Raw genomic sequence first — 20,366 nt, forward strand, 5'->3', positions numbered from 1 at the left:
TGCATCTCATCCATTTCGGAGGCGCTTATGTAAGATTCGTCGACAGCCGGCGGCATCCGCGGCAAAGGGCTAGAATAGATGGTTGCCCTTCCGCAGTTTTCGAAATTCTCATGTCTTCCCTGATCGCCTCGCTCCGCCGTCTGATCCCCGATGCCTTCACCGTCTGGCTGCTCTGCAGCGTGGCGCTGGCCAGCGTGCTGCCCTGCGAGGGACACGCCGCGCAGGTGTTCGGCGAGATCACGACCGTCGCCATCGGCCTGCTGTTCTTCCTGCACGGCGCCAAGCTGTCGCGCGAGGCCATGCTATCGGGGCTGACCAACTGGCGCCTGCACCTGCTGGTGCTGGCCTCGACCTTCGTGATGTTTCCCCTCCTCGGCCTGGCGCTGAAACCGCTGTCCGGGACCGTGCTTCCGCCCGACCTCTACGTCGGCATCCTGTTCCTGTGCACCCTGCCCTCGACCGTACAATCGTCGATCGCCTTCACCTCGGTGGCGCGCGGGAACGTGGCGGCGGCCGTGTGCAGCGCCTCGGCCTCGAACTTTGTCGGCATCTTCGTCACGCCGCTGCTGGTAGGGACGCTGATCGTGCAGGGCGCGACCGCATCCGGCGGCTCGACACTGGACGCGGTGCTGTCTATCGTCAAGCAGCTGCTGCTGCCCTTCCTGGCCGGCCAGTTCCTGCGCCCCTGGATCGGTGCCTGGGTCGACCGCAACAAGCCGATGCTGAAGATCGTCGACCAGGGCTCGATCCTGCTGGTGGTCTACACCGCCTTCAGCGAATCGGTCAACGAAGGCCTGTGGCACAAGCTGTCGCTGCCGACCTTGATCGGCCTCGGCGTGCTGTGCTGCGTGCTGCTGGCGATCGCCCTGGCCCTGGCCACCTACGCCAGCCGCCGCCTCGGCTTCTCGCGCGAGGACGAGATCACCATCGTGTTCTGCGGCTCCAAGAAAAGCTTGTCGAGTGGCGTGCCGATGGCCAAGGTGCTGTTCGCGCCGGGCGCGCTGGGCATGGTGATCCTGCCGGTGATGCTGTTCCACCAGATCCAGCTGATGGTCTGCGCGGTGCTGGCCGCCCGCTGGGCCCAGCGCCGCGACTTACGCTGAATCAAACCGGGGTCGGACTCCGGTTTTGGGCAAGTTCTTCCGGGGAAGCGTGAAGATGGGCCAGCGCTTCGGCGCCCCACCACACTTCCAGGGTCGAAGGCAGCAGGACCGCGGCGGCGCCGATGGCGGCAAAGCGGCGGCGCTGGCGCTCGCTCAGGCGCGGATGGCGCAGCATGGCGCGCGCGTCATAAGCGACGAAGCCGAACAGTCCCAGCAGGCCGAGCACGAACAGCAGGCGCAGCGCGGCATCGCCGAGCCTCGCGCCGAGATGCACATTCCAATACGCCAGCGCCGGCATCGCCAGGCTGAGGCTGCTCAGCAGATCGAGCATGGCAATACCGGCATCCCGCCCGCCGCGCCTGAATTCGACGCGGCGCATCCAGGCCGTCAGGACGACGGTGCTGGCAATGTAGAGTACGGCACCGGCCGAGGTATCGTTACCCGGCAGCGAAAAGCCGCTGAAAAATTCGGGGTCAGAGCACATTATTCTTGAAATTCGGGGTCAGAGCACTTTTTTGGGCAATGACTTCGCGGCAGCTTCTCATGCCCGCTTCATCATCGCTCATGCGGAAACACACGTCGAGAGCCAGAGTCCGTTCCTCGGCAACCTTTCTCAAAAAAGTGCTCTGACCCCGAATTATCGGCAAAAAGTGCTCTGACCCCGAATTTATTCGGCATGCCAGCCGCCGCCCAGGGCCTGGACCAGGGCCACGGCCGTGGTCTGGCGCGTGGACTGGGTCGTGACCAGCGAGCGGCGGGCGTTCAGGGCCGTTACCTGGGCCTGCACCACTTCCGAATAGCTCACCTGGCCGGCCTTGTAGCGGTTCAGCACCTGCTGCTCGACCTTGTCGGCGGCCTCGGACGCGCGGCGCTGCAGGTCCTGCTGCTGCGAGAGCACATGGGTCGCGGCCAGCTGGTCTTCGACGTCGGCAAAGGCGGTCAGCACGGTCTGGCGGTAGCGCGCCACCGCTTCCTCGTGCGCCGCGCGCGCGCCCTCCACGCGGGCGCGGGTGGCGCCGGCGTCGAACAGGGTCTGGGCCGCGGACAGGCCGAAGGACCAGGCCGCGCTCGACACATTGAACAAATCGCTCACCTTGCTGGCCGAGGTGCCCAGCGATGCGTTCAGGCCGATGCTCGGGAAGTAGGCCGAGCGCGCGATGCCGATCTGCTCGTTGGCGACCGCCACCTGGCGCTCGGCGGCGGCGATGTCCGGACGGCGCTGCAGCAAGGTCGAGGGCACGCCGACCGGGATCTCCGGCACCGTCACCTGCCAGGTCGGCACCGGCGCGATCGCGAACTCGGCCGGGGTCTTGCCGACCAGGACCGCGATCGCATGCTCCAGCTGCGCACGCTGGCGCGCCAGGCCCAGGTCGTCGCTTTGCGCACTGGCCAGCTGGGTCTCGGCCTGGTAGACGTCCGAGTGCGGGATGATGCCGACGTCGTAGCGGTTCTGCACAATCCGCAGCTCGCGCTGGTAGCCTTCGATGGTCGTGGCCAGCAGCGCGCGCTGGGCGTCGATCGCGCGCAGCTGCAGATAGTTCGATGCGACCTCGCCCTGGGCCGACAGGCGCGCCGATGCGAGATCGGCGGCGCTGGCCTGGGCGCTTGCCTGCGCGGCCGTCACGCCCGCGCGCAGGCGGCCCCACACGTCCGGCTCCCAGCTGGTGCCCAGCGACAGCCGGTAGGCGTTGCGCACGCTGCCGCCACCGCTGCCGCCGATGATATTGCCGTTGGCGTCGACGGTGGCGTTGCCGCTGCCGCCGCCGCGCGTGCCGGAACGCGTGCCGGAACCGTTCAAGGTCACCGACGGGAACAGCGAGGCGCGCTGCTCGGCGACGATGGCGCGGGCCTGGGCGTAGGCCGCCACCGCCGCCGCCACGTTCTGGTTCGAGACCTCGACGCCAGCCGCCAGCTCGTTCAGCTGCGGGTCGCCGAACAGGGTCCACCACGGCCCGCGGTCGAGCGCATCGGCGGGCGCCGCCGGCACCCATCCCTGCAGCTCCTTGTAGGCCGCCGGTTCGGGCGCCGTCGGGCGCTGGTAGGCCGGGCCGACGGCGCAGCCGGCCAGCAGGGCCGCCGCGGCAAGGGCCATCAGGGTGGGACGCAGGAGGGATGTCGTTCGCATGTTCATGGATGGGAAATGGAAGCTTCTTGTTCGTGTGGATGGCGCGCCAGCTCGTGCTCGTCTTCCTTGACGGTGCGCAGCTTGTCCATGTAGACGTAGACCACCGGCGTGGTCAGCAGGGTAAGCAGCTGGCTGGCGATCAGGCCGCCGATGATGGCGATGCCCAGCGGCTGGCGCAGCTCGGAGCCTTCGCCGAAGCCGATCGCCAGCGGCAGCGCGCCGAGGGCCGCGGCCAGGGTCGTCATCAGGATGGGCCGGAAGCGCAGCAGGCAGGCCTCGCGCACCGCCTCGGTGGCGGACAGGCCGCGCGCCCTTTCCGCCTCCAGCGCGAAGTCGATGATCAGGATGGCGTTCTTCTTCACGATACCAATGAGTAGGAACACGCCGATCAGGGCGATGATCGAGAACTCCATCTTGAACATCAAGAGCGCCAGCACCGCACCCACGCCAGCCGAGGGCAGGGTCGACAGCACCGTGATCGGATGCACCAGGCTCTCGTACAGGATGCCCAGCACGATGTAGATCACGACGATGGCTGCCAGGATCAGCAGCGGCTGCTGCTGGTTCGATTCCTGCGCCTGCTTGGCCTGGCCCTGGAAGCTGCCGCGCACGTTGACCGGCATGCCGATCTGGTTTTCGGCGTCGCGCACCGCGGCCTGGCCGTCAGACAGCGAAAAGCCCTGGGCCAGGTTGAAGGAAATCGTCGTGGCCAGCTCGCCGTCCTGGTGGTTGACCGAGCTCGGGGTCGAGCGCTCCGCGAATTTCGCGATGGCGGACAGGGGCACCATGGTGGTGGCGCCGGTCGACAGCGCTGAGCCGCTGGACGGATCGCGCGCGGCGGTCAGGTTGGTCGGGGCCGCCGGCGTGCCGCCGGAACCGCCGCCGCTCGATCCGCTGCTTGCGCCGGCGCCCGCACCGACCGTGCCCGCGGCCGCGCCGGCGCCGGTATTGGCGCCGGTGACGCTACTGCTGCTCGTGCCGCTGCCGCCGGTGTTCGAATTGCCCGAGGCGGCCGAAGCAGCAGTGCCCTTGGCCGGCACATACACATCCATCAGCGACTCCGGCGACTGCGCATACTTCTGCGCCACGCCCATGATCACGTGGTACTGGTTCAGCTCATCGTAGATGTTCGCGACCTGGCGCTGGCCGAAGGAGTTGTACAGCGCATTGTCGACGTCCTTCGCGCTGATGCCCAGGCGCGCAGCGCTTTCCTTGTCGATGTCGACATAGGTCTCGACGCCGTTCTCGGCCTGGTCGGTGTCGACGTCGGTCAGCGCCTTCTGCTGCTTCATGGCGTCGGCCAGTTTGGTCGCCCAGGCTTTCAGGTCGCTGCGGTTGTCGCTTTTCAGTGTGTACTGATAGGTCGAATTGCTCTGGCGTCCGCCCATGCGCAGGTCCTGCACCGGGTTCAGGAACAGCTGCACGCCGGTCACGCGCGCCAGCTTGGGCCGCAGGCGCGCGATCACGGCCTGGCCGCTCTCCCCTTTCGCGCGTTCGCTGGCGGGCTTGAGGTTCATGAACATGAAGCCGCCGCCCGCGCGCGAACCGCCGGTAAAGCCGACCACGGTGTCGACCGCCGGGTCGCTCTTGATGATGTTGACCAGCTGGTGCAGCTTCTGCTGCATGGCCTGGAAGGAGATGCTCTGGTCGGCCCGCATGCCGCCGTTGATCTGGCCGGTGTCCTGCTGCGGGAAGAAACCCTTGGGCGCGGCCGAGAACAGGTAGACGTTCAGGCCCACCACGAAGGCCAGGATCAGCATCACCAGCGGCTTGGCGTCCAGCGCCCAGTCGAGCGCATGTTCGTAGGCCTTCAGGATGCGGTTGAAGCCGCGCTCCGCCCATTGCGCCAGCTTGCCCGGCTGGCGCTTCAGCTGCTCATCTTTATCATGCTCCTTCAGCAGCATCGCGCACAGCATGGGCGTGGTCGTCAGCGAGATCACCAGCGAGATCATCACCGCCGCCGACAAGGTCACCGCGAATTCGCGGAACAGCCGGCCCACCTGGCCGCCCATGAACAGCAGCGGGATGAACACGGCGACCAGCGACAGGCTGATCGACAGCACCGTGAAGCCGACTTCGCTCGCGCCCAGCAGGGCCGCCTTCATGCGGTCCATGCCCTGCTCGACGTGGCGGCTGGTGTTTTCCAGCACCACGATGGCGTCGTCGACCACGAAGCCGGTGGCGACGGTCAGCGCCATCAGCGACAGGTTGTTCATCGAGAACCCCAGCATGTACATCACGCCGAAGGTGCCCAGCAGCGAGACGACCGTCGCCACCGCCGGCACGACGGTGGCGCGCACGCTGCGCAGGAATACGCTCACCACCAGCACCACCAGCACGATCGAGATCATCAGGGTCAGCTCGATCTCGTGCAGCGAGGCGCGGATCGAATTGGTGCGGTCCGAAGCCACCTGCATGCTCACGTCCTGCGGCAATTGGGCCTGCAGGGTCGGCAGCAGTGCGCGTACGCCGTCCACGGTCTCGATCACGTTGGCGCCCGGCTGGCTGGTGACCAGCACGATCACCGCCGGCTGGCCGTTGAACAGGCCGAGGGTATTGATGTTCTCGACACCGTCGGTGACGTCCGCGATGTCCTGCAGGCGGATCGCGGCGCCGTCGCGCCAGGCCACCACCAGGCCGCGGTAGTCGGCGGCGGTGCGGCCGTTGGTGGGCGTGTTCGCCTGCGAATAGATCTGCAGGCGCATGCCGCTGCCTTCCAGCGCGCCTTTCGGGCGGTTCGGGTTCGACGCCTGGATGGCCGCGCGCACGTCCTCGCTGGACAGGCCATAGCGGTTCATCTGGAAGGGATTCAGGTCCACGCGCACGGCCGGCAGCGAGCCGCCGCCGATCTCGACGTCGCCGACGCCGCGTACCTGGGCCAGCTTCTGCTGGACGATGTTCGAGACTTCGTCGTAGATCTGGCCGGGGCTGCGCGTCTTCGAGGTCAGCGCCAGGATGATGACCGGCGAATCGGACGGGTTGGACTTGCGGTAGGTCGGGTTGCTCTTCAAGGTGGCCGGCAGGTCGGCGCGCGAGGCGTTGATGGCCGCCTGCACTTCGCGCGCGGCGGAATCGATCTGGCGGTTCAGGTCGAACTGCAGGTTGATGCGGGTCGAGCCGTTGCCGCTGTTCGAGGTGATCTCGTTGACGCCGGCGATGGTCGCCAGCCTTCGTTCCAGCGGCGTCGCCACCGACGATGCCATCGTGTCCGGGCTAGCGCCGGGCAGGTTGGCCGATACCGACACCGCCGGGTAGTCGACCTGCGGCAGCGGCGACACGGGCAGCACGAAGAAGGCAGCGATGCCCGCCAGCGCGATGCCGATGGTCAGCAGCACGGTGGCGATGGGGCGCCTGACGAAGGGCTGCGAGAGATTCATGCGCCGGCTCCGTGCGGCCCCTCGCCACGCGCCGTGGTGCTGGGCTGCGGCGTCAGCAGCACCGGCTGCTGCGGCGCCGGCCTGGCCGACGGATGACCGCTATCGGGGCCACCGTCCGATCCCGGACCGTGCGGCTTGGCCGGTTCCTGGCCGCCCCAGCGCCGCGCCAGGCGGTCGAAGGCGAGATAAATCACCGGCGTGGTGAACAGGGTCAGCATCTGGCTGACGATCAGGCCGCCGAAGATGGCCAGGCCCAGCGGACGCCGCAGCTCCGCGCCTTCGCCCCAGCCCAGCATCAGCGGGACGGCCGCGAACAGCGCCGCCAGGGTGGTCATGATGATGGGGCGGAAGCGCAGCATGGCCGCCTGGTGGATGGCGGTGCGCGGGTCCTTGCCCTCGTCGCGCTCCGCCTCGATGGCGAAGTCGATCATCATGATGGCGTTCTTCTTGACGATGCCAATGAGAAGAATGATGCCGATGATGCCGATCACGCCCAGGCCCTGCCCCGTCACCATCAGCGCCAGCAGCGCGCCGACGCCGGCCGAGGGCAGGGTCGAGAGGATGGTCAGCGGGTGGATATAGCTTTCATACAGCACGCCCAGCACGATGTAGACGCAGACCACCGCCGCCAGGATCAGCCACAGCTGGTTCGACAGCGAGTTCTGGTAGGCGCCGGACGCGCCGAGGAAGGTCATGGTGACGGAAGCCGGCAGCTTGATCTCCTGCGCCACGTCCTTGATCGCGTTGACGGCCGTGCCCAGCTTCACGCCGCTGGCGGTGTCGAAGCCGACCGTGGTGGCCGGGTACTGGGCGACGTGCGTGATCTGCAGCGGCGCCGCCTGCTCGGTGATCGAGGCGATCGCGGACAAGGGCGTCGGCTGGCCGGAGCCGGTGCGCAGCTGCAGGTTGGACAGCGCGTCCAGCGACATGTTCTCGGGCTGCTGGGCTTCCAGGATCACGCGGTACTGGTTGGTCTCCGTGAAGATGGTGGAGACGATGCGCTGGCCGAAGGCGCTGTACAGGGCGTCGTCGATGTTCGAGGCGGTGACGGACAGGCGCGAGGCGCTGTCGCGGTCGATGTTGACGAAGGCCGCGGCGCCGGTCGCGCCGGCATCGGTCACCACGTTGCGCAGCTCCTTGCGCTGGCTCATCGCCTCGGCCAGCTTGCGCGACCACTCGGTCACGGTCTTGGTGTCCGCGCCCTCGATCGACAGGCGGTACTGGGTCGGGCCGCTCTCGGCGTCGATGGTCAGGTCCTGGGTCGGCTGCAAGTAGAGGTTGACGCCGGCGACGTTGCGCGCCACCCGCTCGCGCAAGCGGTTCATCAACTCTTCCTGGTCGCCGCGGCCTTCCTTCAGGTTGATCAGCATGGTGCCGGTGTGGAGCATGGTGTTGTTGGCGGCATCCACGCCGACGGTGGAGCTGAGCGAAGCCACTTCCGGATCGGCCAGGATCTCGCGCGCCGCAAGCTGCTGCATTTCCGTCATCGCCTGGTAGGAGATGGCCTGGCGCGCCTCCACCCGGGCTTGCAGCTGGCCGGTGTTCTGGGTCGGGAACAGCGATTTCGGAATGAAGGTCCACAGCAGCGCCGTCAACACGAGCGTTCCCAAGGCCACCAGCAGCGTGAGACCCTGGCGCTCCAGCACCCAGTTCAGCGAGCGGTCGTAATAGCCGACGGTGTTGTCGAAGGTGGCCTGGAACCAGCGTGCAAAGCGCGAGTTGTGCGACTCGTCGTTCTGGCGCAGCCAGCGCGCCGACATCATCGGCACCAGGGTCAGCGAGACGACGGCCGAGATCAGGATCGTGATCGCCAGCGACACCGCGAATTCGCGGAACAGACGCCCGACCACATCGCCCATGAACAGCAGCGGAATCAAGACCGCGATCAGCGAGACCGTCAGCGAGATGATGGTGAAGCCGATCTGGGTCGCACCTTTCAGGGCCGCCGCCATCGGCTTCTCGCCCTCCTCGATGTAGCGCGAGATGTTCTCGATCATGACGATGGCGTCGTCGACCACGAAGCCGGTGGCGATGGTCAGCGCCATCAGCGACAGGTTGTTCAGGCTGTAGCCCAGCAGGTACATGACGCCGAAGGTGCCGACCAGCGAGATCGGCACCGCCAGGCTGGCGATCACGGTGGCGCGGATGCTGTGCAGGAAGGCGAAGATCACCAGCACCACCAGCAGCACGGCCAGCACCAGCTCGATCTGCACGTGTTCGACCGAGGCGCGGATGCCGGTGGTGCGGTCGGACAGCACGTCCACGCGCAGGGTCGGCGGCAGGCTGGCCTGCAGCTCGGGCAGGCGCTCCTTGATGGCGTCCACGGTGGCGATCACGTTGGCGCCGGGCTGGCGCTGCACGTTCAGGATGATCGCCGGCTTCATGTTGGCCCAGGCGCCCAGCTTGACGTTCTCCGCGCTGTCGACGACCTTGGCGACGTCGCCCAGGCGCACCGGCGCGCCGTTGCGGTAGGCGACGATCAGGTTCGTGTAGTCCGGCACCGTGACCAGCTGGTCGTTGGCGTTGATGGTGTAGGCGCGCGCCGGGCCGTCGAAGCTGCCCTTGGCGCTATTGGCGTTGGCGGCCGTGATGGCGGTGCGCAGCGTATCGAGCCCCAAGCCGTTCGCTGCGAGCGCCTCGGTGTTCGCCTGGATCCGCACCGCCGGGCGCTGGCCGCCCTGCAGCGTGACCAGGCCGACGCCCGTGACCTGGCTGATTTTCAAGGCCAGGCGCGTGTTGACCAGGTTCTGCACCTCGGTCAGCGGCATGGTGTCCGAGGTGATCGCCAGGGTCAGCACAGGCGCGTCGGCCGGGTTCACCTTGGCGTAGACCGGCGGCGCCGGCAGGTCGGTCGGCAGCAGCGAACCGCCGGCATTGATCGCGGCCTGCACTTCCTGCTCGGCCACGTCCAGGGTCTGGCCCAGGCTGAACTGCAGGGTCACGACCGAGACGCCGGCCGCGCTGGTGGAACTCATGCGCGACAGGCCGGACATCTGGCCGAACTGGCGTTCCAGCGGCGCCGTCACGGTGCGCGCCATCACTTCCGGACTCGCGCCCGGGTAGAGGGTCTGCACCTGGATGGTCGGGAAGTCGACCTGGGGCAGCGCGGACAAGGGCAGGAATTTATAGCCGACCAGGCCGGCCAGCACGATCGCCAGCATCAGCAGCGACGTGGCGACCGGGCGGCGGATAAAGGGAGCGGATGGGCTCATGCTATTGCGCCGCCCCTTCGGCCTGCTGCTGGCGGCGGTGGCGGCGTTCGCCCTGCTGGCCGGGTTGCGCCTGCTGGCCCGGCTGGGCCGCCTGGCCCTGCTCCGGTGTCGCGGAGGCGGCAGCACCCTGCGCGCCCTGCCCGCCCTGGCCACGTCCGCCGCGGCCGCCGGCGCCTGCCGGACGATCGCCCGGCAAGCTCACCTTGGCGCCATCCTTCAGACGGTCGGCGCCTTCGGTAATCACGGTCTCGCCGCCCTGCAGGCCCTCGGCGATCTGTACCCGCTCGGCATTCGCCTGGCCGCGCTTCACGTTGGTCAGCGCGACCGTCTTCGTTTGCGGGTTCAGCACATAGACGAAGTCGCCGCTGGCGCCGTGGCGCAGCGCCGTCACCGGCACCGTCACGGCGTTCTTGATGGTGTTGACCTCGAGGCGCAGGTTCACGAACTGGCTGGGGAACAGCTTGCCGCCGTCGTTGGTGAAGCGGGCCTTTGCCCGCACGGTGCCGGTCTGGGTGTCGACCTGGTTGTCCATCGCGAAGAAGCGCCCGGTCGCCAGGTTCTGGGTGCGGGTGCGGTCCATCGCGATGGCCTGCATGTTGGCGTTTTCGTTGATGCGCTGCTGCAGGGCCGGCAGCTGGTCCTGGGGCACCGCGAATTCGACGTCGATCGGCGACATCTGTGTGATCACGGCGATGCCGTTCGTATCGCCGCTGTTGACCAGGTTGCCGATGTCGACGGTGCGCAGGCCGACGCGGCCCGAGATCGGCGCGCGCACCTGGGTGTAGCCGAGGTTGATGCGGGCGATGCCCTCGGCCGCCTTGTCGGTGGTGACCGCGCCTTCCAGCTGCTTGACCAGCGCCGCTTGCGTATCGACGTCCTGGCGCGCGATCGAGTCCTGCTCCAGCAGGGTGCGGTAGCGCTGCAGCAGCACGCGCGCGCTTTCCAGCTGGGCTTCGTCGCGCTGGCGCTGGCCGGTCGCCTGCAGCAGGCTCATTTGCGCCGGGCGCGCATCGATGGTGGCCAGCACTTGGCCTTCCTTGACCAGCTGGCCTTCCGTGAAGGTGATCTTCTGCAGCACGCCGCCGACCTGGGGCCGTACGGTCGCCACCGCCGCCGGGGTCACGGTGCCCAGCGCTTCCAGGGTAATCGGGATGTCGGCGCGCTCGGCCTTGCCGACGCCGACCGTGGTGGCCATCTGGCCGCCGCGTCCGCCCCGTCCACCGCCGCCGCCGGGTCCGCCGCCGCCCGCACCCGGTGCGCCCCCGCCCTGCCCGCGCGCGCCTGCCGCCGCGCCCGCACCTGCACCAGTGCCGGACGGCTGGTGGGTCAGGTGCCAGGCCAGCCAGCCGAGTCCGACCATGGCGAGGATGGCGACGATGGCGCCGATCACGCGCGAGCGGCGTGTGCGCTGGGGACGTGTGGTGGTCTTTTCCTTGTCGGGGGTGACGGTCGGGTTCATGCTTGTCCTTGGTAGTTTGCTCACGAATGTAGCACGGACCGTCTCGGCTTTATGTTTCGTAACGTACCAAGAAATGCATGTCGGCCCGCTCTGGGATGGGCCGAAGAAATGGGAGTAAACCAAAGCAAAACGGGCGCGGAGTGGATCCGCGCCCGTTCAAGGAAGAGTTGCTCTTACGTACAACTTGTTACAAACCTCAAGGGATGTCGCACAGGCAGTGGGTCACCGCCGCGAAGGGCTGGCGGCGCGAAGCCACCTGCGACAGCCAACCCAGGTCCTTGGCCACGCCGACGGTAGCGCCGGCCGGCAGCGCATCCAGCGCCAGGTCGGCCGGCAGCAGGCCCAGCTTGACCTGCACGCTCAGGATCCTGGCGTCGGAGATGCCCATGCGTTCCAGCAGGCGCTCGAACATGGAGTCCGGACGTTCGGTATAAGCGACGCGGAAGTCGCCGTCCAGGTGGGCGCGCTTGGCGGCCGAAGCGAGCGCGTCGCCGTAGCTGCCGAGGCGGTCGACCAGGCCGCGTTCCTTGGCCTGGCCGCCGGTCCATACGCGGCCCTGCCCCACGGCGTCGATCTTCTCGGGCGTGGTGCGGCGCGCGATCGCGGCCTTGGTGGTGAACTCGTCGTAGATGTGGTTGATGCTGGACTGGATCAGCTGGCCGAAGCGCGGGTCCAGCGGGCGCAGCGGATTGTAGGCGTCGGCTAGCCAGGTGGTGGTCACGCCGGCCGTGTGGATGCCCAGCTTGTCGACCACTTTGTCCGCGGTCGGCAGGATCGCGAACACGCCGATCGAACCGGTCACGGTATTCGGGTCGGCGATCACCTCGTCGGCCGCCATCGAGATCCAGTAGCCGCCGGATGCTGCGACGTCGCCCATCGATACCACCACCGGCTTGCCGGCGTTGCGGGTCAGTTCCAGCTCGCGCCGGATCAGCTCCGAGCCGTAGGCGCTGCCGCCCGGCGAATTCACGCGCAGGACCACGGCCTTGACCTGCTTGTCCTCGCGCGCGGCGCGGATCATGTTGGCGGTGGAGATGCCGCCGACCATGCCGGGACCGCCCGTGCCTTCGGTGATGTCGCCGCTTGCTACCACCACGGCAACGGCGTCGCCCAGCAGCTTCGGCGGGTGGCGGTCCAGGTAGTCCTGGAACTGGACATGGCGGTAGGTCTTGCTGGACTCGTCGTACTCGCCGCGCTTGACCATCAGGGCGCGCACTTCATCGCGGGTCTTGAGACCGTCGATCAGCTTCCAGTCCAGCGCCACCTTGCCGGCGTTGCCGTTGGCGGCCGCCATGCGTTGCGGCAGCTCCTCGATGCCCTTGGCGATGGCGCCTGCCGGCAGCTTGCGCGCCTTCTCGACTTCCGCCGTGTAGTTGGCCCACAGGGCGTTGTACAGGACGCTGTCGGCCTCCTGCGCCGCCGGCGAGGGGCCGTTGCCGATATACGGCTCGGCAAAGCTTTTATAGGTGCCGACCTTCATCAGGTTGACCGTCACGCCGACCTTGTCGAGGGCGTCGCGGTAGTAGTTGCGGTGGCGGCCGAAGCCTTCGATCAGCACCATGCCCATCGGGTGCAGATAGACCTCGCTGGCGTGGGAAGCGACCATGTAGCGCTTCTGGTCGTAAGTGCCGCCCCATGCGACCACCGTCTTGCCGGCCGCCTTGACGCGCTCGACGGCCGCGCCAAATTCGCGCAGCGACGCCAGGCCGCCGCCATCCATCTCGTCCAGGAAGAGCACGACGCTGCTGATGTTCGAATCCTTGGCGGCCGCATCCAGCGCGTTCAGGACGTCGCGCAGCTGGATTACGTGGCGCGCATTGCCGCTCAGCGCGGCCACGGCGGAATCGCGCACGCTGCCGGCCTTCTCTTCGACCAGCTCACCCTTCAGGTCGAGCACCAGCGCGGTTTTCGGCGCCAGCGGCTTGATGCCGCCGCCGAACATCGCCCACAGCAGCAGGATCACGATGAGCAGGAAGAACAGGTTCAGCACGAAGCGGCGGGTGGCGTCGATGCCGCGCCAGAGCGAACCGAGGCCGCGGCGCAGCGATGTCATAGGCTTAAACGGCATTCTGATGTCCTTTGGTTTAAATCGACAATTCGGGGTCAGAGCACTTTTTGACCCCGAATTAATTATAGGTTATGCGGCAACTGCAGCCGGCTTGATAGTCGCGCGGCGCGAGATGGCGAACAAGCCGATATATACCAGTGCCCCATTGACCATAAGCAACTCCAAACCCAATCGGTAGTGTCCAAGCACGTAATGCTGGTTGTACTCGAGCAGCGCGCACAGGATGGGCGCGCCGATGGTCACCAGCGGCACCAGGCGATCGTTCAGCGTTCGGGTCGTCATCATGCCGAAGGCGAACAGGCCCAGCAGCGGTCCGTAGGTGTAGCTGGCCAGCTTCAGGATCACGCCGATCATGCTCGGATTGTCGATCCATTTGAAGAACAGCACCATCACCAGGAACAGCAGCGCGAAGCCGAGGTGGACGTGGCGGCGCAGGCGCTGCTTGGCCTCCTCCGACATGTCCTCGCGGCGCTTGATGCCGAGGATGTCGATGCAAAAGGTGGAGGTCAGCGCGGTGATTGCGCCGTCCGCGCTGGGGAACAGGGCCGAGATCAGCGCGATCAGGAAGATGATCTGCACCGCCGCCGGCAGGTGGCCCATGACCACGGTCGAGAAGATCTTGTCGCCGGTGGCGGTGACGCCGGCCACCGGGGCGTACAGGTAAAGCAGGCCGCCCAGGAACAGGAAGCTGGAGAGCACCACCACCAGCACCGCCGTCAGGCTCAGCAGGTTCTTCTGCGAGTCGCCCAGGGTCTTCACCGAGATCGTCTTCTGCATCATCTCCTGGTCCATGCCGGTCATGGTCAGCACGATGAAGGCGCCGGCCACGATCTGCTTCAGCCAGAAGCTCGGGCTGTTGGGGTCGAAGGTGAACACGCGCGACAGGCCGCGCTCGTGCATCTGCTGCAGGGCCTGCGGAATCGTCAGGTCGAGCTGGCCCAGCATGAAGCCGACGCAGGCGAACAGGCCGACCAACATGCAGGTGGTCTGCAGGGTGTCGGTCCAGACGATGGTCTTGACACCGCCCTGGTAGGTGTAGAGCAGGATCATGCCGAGGATGACGAAGGTGGTCAGCCAGAACGGCACGCCCAGGCTGTCCAGGATGATGCTCTGCAGGACCGCCACCACCAGATACAGGCGCGCGGTGGCGCCGAACAGGCGCGACAGGATGAAGAAGCCGGCCCCGCTCTGGTAGGCGCGGCGGCCCAGGCGCCCGTCCAGGTAGGTGTAGATCGAGGTCAGCTTCAGGCGGTAGTACAGCGGCAGCAGCAGGTAGACCACGGCGACGTAGCCGAACACATAGCCGATCAGCACCTGGCCGTAGCCGAAGGCGTCGGTGCCGACCGCGCCCGGCACGCTGATGAAGGTCGCGCCCGAGAGCGTGGTGCCGACCATGCCGAAGGCGACCAGCATCCAGTTGCTGCTCTTGTTACCGATGAAGAAGCTGTCGTTGTTGGCGTTGCGCGAGGTTGCCCAGGCAACGCCGAGCAGGAGTGCGAAATACGCGATGAGGATGCAGAAGAGGAGTGCCGGGGACATCGAAGATCCGATAATGAATGACTAAGCGCCGAGCAATATACACTGAAGGCAGGCTGCAAGCCATCGGCCGCGCGGCCGGCCCGGCCGGCCTGCATTTTCAACCACAAAAGCCCGGTCTTACCGGGGAACGATGGCCGTCCCATGCGCAATGGATTTATAAAATAATACAGCTGCAATCAAAACAACGACGATACCTGAAATTATTTGCTGAACCACGCTGAAGCTGAATTGAGCAAACCCGTCAGTGATCAGATTGCCCGAAACGACGGCCAATACAGCGGCTATCACGAACGCCACCCAGCGGTTGATGTTCAAAATCGCATTTGTACCGCCCATCACCAAGAACAGCAAATACGTTCCAAACACGGCAACCCCCAAAACAAGTGAAAACGCGCCGCGCCGCTGTTTTGAGTTTTTATCCGTCGACTCCTGAATTTCAATCGACTTGATGCCGGCAATCCTTGCGTTAACAGTAAAAACAGGTGGCGCATTGTTCGTGATGATCGTTACTCGCAAAGAGTCATCGGGATTGAGCAACAACGGCGCCAGTGAAACAGCCTGTCTCGTTGCAGCGAGCTTTGCATCAATTCCACCGGGGGAAGTAGAAGACACTGCCGCGCGGACTATCTGGGAATCGTCGTTAACGGAAAAGACGATTGGACTATGAAAATCGGAGGCGGCTACAGGTTTACTGCCGTTATTGATCAGTTCGAGCGTCGTGACATACGGGGATGGGACGACCTTGCCACCAACGAGAATTTCGATATCGGTAGCCCCAAGAATTTCATGACTTTTCAAAGGCACCGTGGAAACCGTGTTTACCAGCAGTGACTGGGTCGCCGCATCGAAATGCGAATATGCAATCGGAACGATGATAGAGGCGAGGGCAATTATAGTGGTGACAATGAACTCGCCCTTCTTCCAAAATGGAAGCGAGCCGGGACCAGGCGATGGAGATGTACTCATTATGTTCCAAGAGTTGCAATAATGCAACGAGTGTACTGCCGCTATGAACCTCTGTCCAGGCCTTTAACCCGATTCATTCTGCAAGAGGGTCGCAGGCCAGAAGTTCGGCACACTATTATTCTTAGGAACGACGTCCGCGTTTGAAACGCGCCTGGTTGACGTAAAATCAAACAGAAGAGCGTGTGCTAAATCCCCTGCGCGGGCATCCGCTCGAAAGGCCCGATGCAGGCCTCCATCGACTCTTCCCGGCACATCACGAAGCGCGCCCCCGAGGGGTGGAAGCGCAGGTAATTGGTGGCGCGGGTGCCGATCTGCATGACCTCGCCGGAACAGTCCTGCTTGCCGTTGTCCTTCACGACGCGGTCTTCCAGCTTGTAGAAGCCCTTGGCGCTGGGCTTTTCGGCCACCGTGAACTCGCTTTCGGATACCTCGCCGGCGCTCTTGACCAGGGTGGTGCCGTCACCGCGGAAGTGATAGGTCTCGGAGCAGCCGAGCTGGGGGATGCTGAGGACCCAGATGCCCAGCAGCGGATGGGAGGCCGACGGCGAACCCGCCGGCGCAGCCGCGGCCGGAAGCGGCGCCGCAAAGACGGCGGCCAGGGCGGCGGCAGGGAAAAGCAGTCCGGTCAGCGGGCGCATGATGTCGGTCCTTTACGCAAGCGGGCAAGCCAGGGTGTGCGTTGTCATTATTGCACACGCCTGGCCGGCGCCGCGCGCGTAAGTACCGGCTCAGGCGCCTTCGGGGGTCTTCGGCTTGGCCGGACGGCGGGCGCGCGTGGCCGGCTTGCGCGACGGCGCCTTGTGGGCCGGACGCGCCGATTTCTTGCGCTCCTTGGCAGCCTGGGCCTCGGCATCGGCATCGCCGTCGGCCGGGGCCGGATCGGACGGGTCGGCGTCGGTCATGCCGTCGGCGTCGGCTGCAATGGGCGCCTCGACCGCCGGCACCGCATCCGCAGCGATGGCGGCGTTGTCCGCGCCGGCTTCAGGCGCAGTCTGCTCCGCCTTGCCCTTGCGCGCAGACGGCTTGCGTGGCGCGCGGCGGCGTTCTTTCGGGGCGGCCGGCTGTTCGGCGACGGCTTCCACGGCTGCGACATCTTCAGCGGCATCAGCAGCTTCGGCGGCTTGCAGCTGCGCGTCTACGGTCTCCGCTGCGCTGTCGTCCGCTTCCACCAGGTCCGGGGTCGGCGCCGGCCAGCTGGCCATCGCTGCCTCTTCCTGCGCCGCCTGCTCTTGCGCAAATGCGGCCTGCTCGGCGGCCAGGTCGCTGCTTTGCTCGCGGCCTTTGCTGCGCCCGCGTCCACCACGGCGGCGCGGTTCGCGCGCCTGTGCGGCGGCTGGCGGAATCTCGCTCGGCTGCTCGCCCTGCGTCTCCGCGGCCAGCTCGTCGCCGGACTCCAGCGCAAGCGGCGCCGACGCGGCCTGCAGCGGCTCGGCTTCCGTCACGCCGCCCAGCGCATCGATGGCCTGGGTGCTGCGGTAGACATAGGTGCCCGACTTCTCGTCGCGGCCGAATTCGAACAGGCCGCGGGTCTGCGCCTCTTCCAGCAGATTGCCGAAGGTGCGGAAGCCGTAATAGGTTTCGGAGAAGTCCGGACGACGGCGCTTCAGCGTGTCCTTCAGCAGCGAGGCCCAGATCTTGCCGGTATCGCCGCGCTCGGATACCAGCGCGTCGAAGGTCTCGACCACCATCTCCAGCGCCTGCAGCTTGCGCGCCTCCATCTCTTCCTTCTTGCGGTTACTCTCGTCGGAAGGACGGCCGCCGCGCTGCGATTGCGGCTGGCTCTTGCGCTCGTCGCGCTTGGCGGCGGCACGGCGCACTTCGCGCACCAGGTCGTCGTAGAAGATGAATTCGTCGCAGTTGGCGACCAGCAGGTCCGAGGTCGAATTCTTGACGCCGACGCCGATCACGCGCTTCGCGTTCTCGCGCAGCTTCGATACCAGCGGCGAGAAATCGGAGTCGCCGGAGATGATCACGAAGGTATCGACGTGGGCCTTGGTGTAGCAGAGGTCGAGCGCGTCCACCACCATGCGGATGTCGGCCGAGTTCTTGCCCGACTGGCGCACGTGCGGAATCTCGATCAATTCGAAATTCGCCTCATGCATCGTCGCTTTGAAACCTTTGTAGCGGTCCCAGTCGCAATAGGCTTTCTTGACCACGATGCTGCCCTTGAGCAGCAGGCGTTCGAGGACGGGCTTGATGTCGAATTTTTCGTAATTCGCATCGCGCACGCCGAGTGCGACGTTCTCGAAGTCGCAGAACACCGCCATGCTGATGTTTTCTGAAGATGAAGCCATGTTTTGTTATTGAGAATGGGTTGGTGAACGAGCTATCCGGCGGATTATACGCAACAACCGCAAATCCACCTCAGCTCGCACGACCGGGCAGCAGGCAGGAGGCGTAGGGGCTGACGAAAGGCGTGGCGCGACCGGCATCGTCGTAGCGCGAACGCTCGATGACGCCGATGTCGCCGCCGTAGACGTGGATGCTGATAGAGGTGCCGTCCTGTAAAGCGTTCGATACGCGATGTATATCACCGATCGTGGGTGAGACGAGATCGATATCACCAGGCGCCAGCTCGTGTACATGGCCACGTACCAGCGGCCCGCCCGGCTCCAACAGCGGCGCGAACTCCTCGCAGCGCTCGCGTCCCCGCAGCACGCCGACCATGCCCCAGACCGTGTGGTCGTGGATGGGCGTGCCCTGCCCCGGTCCCCAGACCATGGCCGATACCGAGAAGCGGCCGGCGGGATCGACGTGCAGCTGGTGGATGCGGTAGCTGTCCGGGTCCGGCTCGAGCAGCGCGGCCGGCAGCCAGCCGTCGCGGGCGATCAGGCCGGCGAGCAGGGCGCGGCCCTCGCGCAGAATCGTGGCTTCGTCGGCGCCGCGGTCGACCAGCGCTTCCAGGCCGCGCACGAAAATCTGCAAGTCGTCGGGCTGGTGCGCGTTCATGACAGCCGCGCCATCGTGGCCGGATCCGGCCTGCCGTCGAAGAAGCGGTCGAGGCAATCCTGGAACAGCGCCTCGTCCGGGGCGACATCGGCAAACAGGGTCATGGACGAATGGAACTTCAGATCGTCGGGGTGGCCGAAGATCTCGTCGACGCCGCAGTCGTCGTGCATGGCGACGCTGGCCGTGCACTCGCGCAGGCGCGGGCCCAGAACCGGGTGCGCGAGGTAGGCGGCGGCTTCGTCGGTGGAATGGATGGCGTAGCGGCGCGACATCTCGCTGTGCCCCAGGCCTTCGATCTGCGGAAAGATGAACCACATCCAGTGGGTGCGCTTGTGGCCGGCGCGCAGTTCGGCCAGCGCGGTGGCGTAGATGCCCTCCTGGGCGTCGACGAAGCGCTGCAGGTTGTAGTCGGTGTCCATGCTGGTCCCCTCCTTCTCGCGGTCATGCTACTACAATGGCGCCACCATGAAACCAGAAGACCTGCAACTCCTCCTCGTCCGCGAAATGCCCTTCGGTAAATACCAGGGCAAGAAGATTGCGGAACTTCCCGGCCATTATCTTGCGTGGTTTGCCCGCGAGGGCTTTCCGCGTGGTGAGCTCGGTGAGCTGCTCGAGCTGATGTACGAGATCGACCATAATGCGCTGCGCGGCTTGCTGGATCCGCTGCGCCGGTGAACATTCGATTTTTTCGATCATAGCCTGCAAAACTACTCGTTTTTCTTGCCGCCTCCACCTCGCTATACTGGCTTCCATCGAGTACACACACAGGAGCAAACCATGATCGAAATCCGCAAAAGTGAAGAACGAGGCCGCGCCCACCACGGCTGGCTGCAATCGCAGCACAGCTTTTCGTTCGCCGACTATTACGACCCGCGTCACCAGGGCTTCGGTCCGCTGCGGGTGATCAACGAAGACCACGTCGCCCCCGGCGCCGGCTTCGGCACCCACGGCCACCGCGACATGGAGATCATCTCCTACGTGCTGGACGGCGCGCTGGAGCACAAGGACAGCATGGGCACCGGCTCGGTCCTGCACTACGGCGACGTGCAGCGCATGAGCGCCGGCAACGGCGTGCGGCACAGCGAGTTCAATGGCTCGAAGACGGAGCCGGTGCACTTCCTGCAGATCTGGATCCAGCCGAACCAGCAAGGCATCCCGCCGAGCTACGAGGAGAAGCACTTCCCGCTCGAGGAAAAGCAGGGCAAGCTGCGCCTGATCGCTTCCGGCGACGGCCGCGAGGGCTCGGTGCTGATCCACCAGGACGCCTCGCTGTATGCGGCCATCCTGAACGGCGACGACCAGGCCGAGCACGCGCTGGCCGCCGGCCGCCTGGCCTACGTGCACGTGATCCGCGGCCGGGTCGAGGTCAACGGCATGGTCCTGAACACCGGCGACGCTCTGAAGCTGGCCGATGAGGAGCGCATCACGTTCTCCAAAGCGGAGGCGGCCGAGCTGCTGCTGTTCGACCTGCCGCGCTAAAACTGCGGCCTGAAGTTGGCAGGCTGTCCACGAAGCTGGACAGCCTGCCAACGACACTTGCGAAATGTGACAGCCGGTAGTCGCTTGGC

General features: G+C 66.0%; 15 protein-coding genes. 3 read left to right on the forward strand and 12 right to left on the reverse strand.

Features of this window, described 5'->3' with window-relative positions:
* The first annotated feature begins 110 nt into the window (after nucleotides 1-110).
* On the forward strand, nucleotides 111-1,103 hold the full coding sequence (locus AC07PE_RS00620) for a bile acid:sodium symporter family protein (RefSeq protein WP_498760721.1): 993 nt from the start codon (nucleotides 111-113) through the stop codon (nucleotides 1,101-1,103).
* 1 nt (nucleotide 1,104) lies between these two features.
* Here the strand turns inward: AC07PE_RS00620 and AC07PE_RS00625 are convergent, their stop codons facing one another.
* The 12 genes from AC07PE_RS00625 to AC07PE_RS00680 form a co-directional block, all read right to left on the reverse strand.
* On the reverse strand, nucleotides 1,105-1,587 hold the full coding sequence (locus AC07PE_RS00625; RefSeq protein ID WP_498760722.1) for a hypothetical protein: 483 nt from the start codon (nucleotides 1,585-1,587) through the stop codon (nucleotides 1,105-1,107).
* 183 nt (nucleotides 1,588-1,770) lie between these two features.
* Entirely contained in the window at nucleotides 1,771-3,234 is a 1,464-nt protein-coding gene (locus AC07PE_RS00630) for an efflux transporter outer membrane subunit (RefSeq protein WP_498760723.1), read from the reverse strand.
* Nucleotides 3,231-6,605 carry an efflux RND transporter permease subunit gene (locus AC07PE_RS00635; protein ID WP_498760724.1) on the reverse strand — a complete coding sequence of 1,125 codons (3,375 nt, stop codon included), beginning with the start codon at nucleotides 6,603-6,605 and terminating at the stop codon, nucleotides 3,231-3,233. Before AC07PE_RS00635 ends, AC07PE_RS00630 begins: the two co-directional genes overlap by 4 nt.
* The gene (locus tag AC07PE_RS00640) at nucleotides 6,602-9,817 is read right to left on the reverse strand and encodes an efflux RND transporter permease subunit (RefSeq protein WP_498760725.1); all 3,216 of its coding nucleotides are present in this window, start codon (nucleotides 9,815-9,817) and stop codon (nucleotides 6,602-6,604) included. Before AC07PE_RS00640 ends, AC07PE_RS00635 begins: the two co-directional genes overlap by 4 nt.
* A 1-nt stretch (nucleotide 9,818) precedes the next feature.
* Nucleotides 9,819-11,276, reverse strand: coding sequence for an efflux RND transporter periplasmic adaptor subunit (locus tag AC07PE_RS00645; RefSeq protein WP_498760726.1), 1,458 nt, complete (start codon nucleotides 11,274-11,276; stop codon nucleotides 9,819-9,821).
* Between the two features lie 196 nt (nucleotides 11,277-11,472).
* On the reverse strand, nucleotides 11,473-13,344 hold the full coding sequence (gene sppA / locus AC07PE_RS00650; protein WP_498760727.1) for a signal peptide peptidase SppA: 1,872 nt from the start codon (nucleotides 13,342-13,344) through the stop codon (nucleotides 11,473-11,475).
* A gap of 69 nt (nucleotides 13,345-13,413) precedes the next feature.
* The gene (locus tag AC07PE_RS00655; RefSeq protein WP_498760728.1) at nucleotides 13,414-14,883 is read right to left on the reverse strand and encodes a sodium:solute symporter; all 1,470 of its coding nucleotides are present in this window, start codon (nucleotides 14,881-14,883) and stop codon (nucleotides 13,414-13,416) included.
* 117 nt (nucleotides 14,884-15,000) lie between these two features.
* A complete protein-coding gene (locus AC07PE_RS00660; protein WP_498760729.1) occupies nucleotides 15,001-15,849 on the reverse strand; it encodes a hypothetical protein in 849 nt (282 codons plus the stop codon).
* A 185-nt stretch (nucleotides 15,850-16,034) separates the two neighbouring features.
* Nucleotides 16,035-16,487: a hypothetical protein gene (locus AC07PE_RS00665; protein WP_498760730.1), complete on the reverse strand. Its 453-nt coding sequence runs from the start codon at nucleotides 16,485-16,487 to the stop codon at nucleotides 16,035-16,037.
* A gap of 90 nt (nucleotides 16,488-16,577) precedes the next feature.
* On the reverse strand, nucleotides 16,578-18,143 hold the full coding sequence (locus tag AC07PE_RS00670) for an NYN domain-containing protein (protein ID WP_498760731.1): 1,566 nt from the start codon (nucleotides 18,141-18,143) through the stop codon (nucleotides 16,578-16,580).
* Between the two features lie 70 nt (nucleotides 18,144-18,213).
* Nucleotides 18,214-18,798 (reverse strand): cysteine dioxygenase family protein, encoded by a 585-nt coding sequence (locus tag AC07PE_RS00675; protein WP_498760732.1) that lies wholly within the window; start codon nucleotides 18,796-18,798, stop codon nucleotides 18,214-18,216.
* Nucleotides 18,795-19,217, reverse strand: coding sequence for a DUF1810 domain-containing protein (locus AC07PE_RS00680; RefSeq protein WP_498760733.1), 423 nt, complete (start codon nucleotides 19,215-19,217; stop codon nucleotides 18,795-18,797). Before AC07PE_RS00680 ends, AC07PE_RS00675 begins: the two co-directional genes overlap by 4 nt.
* Before the next feature lie 46 nt (nucleotides 19,218-19,263).
* Here AC07PE_RS00680 and AC07PE_RS00685 point away from each other — a divergent pair, with 46 nt between their 5' ends.
* The gene (locus tag AC07PE_RS00685) at nucleotides 19,264-19,473 is read left to right on the forward strand and encodes a DUF3820 family protein (RefSeq protein ID WP_498760734.1); all 210 of its coding nucleotides are present in this window, start codon (nucleotides 19,264-19,266) and stop codon (nucleotides 19,471-19,473) included.
* Between the two features lie 102 nt (nucleotides 19,474-19,575).
* Nucleotides 19,576-20,277: a pirin family protein gene (locus AC07PE_RS00690; RefSeq protein WP_498760735.1), complete on the forward strand. Its 702-nt coding sequence runs from the start codon at nucleotides 19,576-19,578 to the stop codon at nucleotides 20,275-20,277.
* Nucleotides 20,278-20,366 lie beyond the last annotated feature (89 nt).

Source organism: Telluria sp. GW821-FHT07G12 (assembly GCF_059418525.1).

Excerpts from the sequence above, each read along its gene's own strand:
- AC07PE_RS00625 (WP_498760722.1), bottom strand. The coding sequence starts at position 1,587 with ATGTGCTCTGACCCCGAATTTTTCAGCGGCTTTTCGCTGCCGGGTAAC.
- AC07PE_RS00690 (WP_498760735.1), top strand. The coding sequence starts at position 19,576 with ATGATCGAAATCCGCAAAAGTGAAGAACGAGGCCGCGCCCACCACGGC.
- AC07PE_RS00630 (WP_498760723.1), bottom strand. The coding sequence starts at position 3,234 with ATGAACATGCGAACGACATCCCTCCTGCGTCCCACCCTGATGGCCCTT.
- AC07PE_RS00635 (WP_498760724.1), bottom strand. The coding sequence starts at position 6,605 with ATGAATCTCTCGCAGCCCTTCGTCAGGCGCCCCATCGCCACCGTGCTG.
- AC07PE_RS00665 (WP_498760730.1), bottom strand. The coding sequence starts at position 16,487 with ATGCGCCCGCTGACCGGACTGCTTTTCCCTGCCGCCGCCCTGGCCGCC.
- AC07PE_RS00645 (WP_498760726.1), bottom strand. The coding sequence starts at position 11,276 with ATGAACCCGACCGTCACCCCCGACAAGGAAAAGACCACCACACGTCCC.
- AC07PE_RS00660 (WP_498760729.1), bottom strand. The coding sequence starts at position 15,849 with ATGAGTACATCTCCATCGCCTGGTCCCGGCTCGCTTCCATTTTGGAAG.
- sppA (WP_498760727.1), bottom strand. The coding sequence starts at position 13,344 with ATGCCGTTTAAGCCTATGACATCGCTGCGCCGCGGCCTCGGTTCGCTC.
- AC07PE_RS00680 (WP_498760733.1), bottom strand. The coding sequence starts at position 19,217 with ATGGACACCGACTACAACCTGCAGCGCTTCGTCGACGCCCAGGAGGGC.
- AC07PE_RS00670 (WP_498760731.1), bottom strand. The coding sequence starts at position 18,143 with ATGGCTTCATCTTCAGAAAACATCAGCATGGCGGTGTTCTGCGACTTC.
- AC07PE_RS00685 (WP_498760734.1), top strand. The coding sequence starts at position 19,264 with ATGAAACCAGAAGACCTGCAACTCCTCCTCGTCCGCGAAATGCCCTTC.
- AC07PE_RS00675 (WP_498760732.1), bottom strand. The coding sequence starts at position 18,798 with ATGAACGCGCACCAGCCCGACGACTTGCAGATTTTCGTGCGCGGCCTG.
- AC07PE_RS00655 (WP_498760728.1), bottom strand. The coding sequence starts at position 14,883 with ATGTCCCCGGCACTCCTCTTCTGCATCCTCATCGCGTATTTCGCACTC.
- AC07PE_RS00620 (WP_498760721.1), top strand. The coding sequence starts at position 111 with ATGTCTTCCCTGATCGCCTCGCTCCGCCGTCTGATCCCCGATGCCTTC.
- AC07PE_RS00640 (WP_498760725.1), bottom strand. The coding sequence starts at position 9,817 with ATGAGCCCATCCGCTCCCTTTATCCGCCGCCCGGTCGCCACGTCGCTG.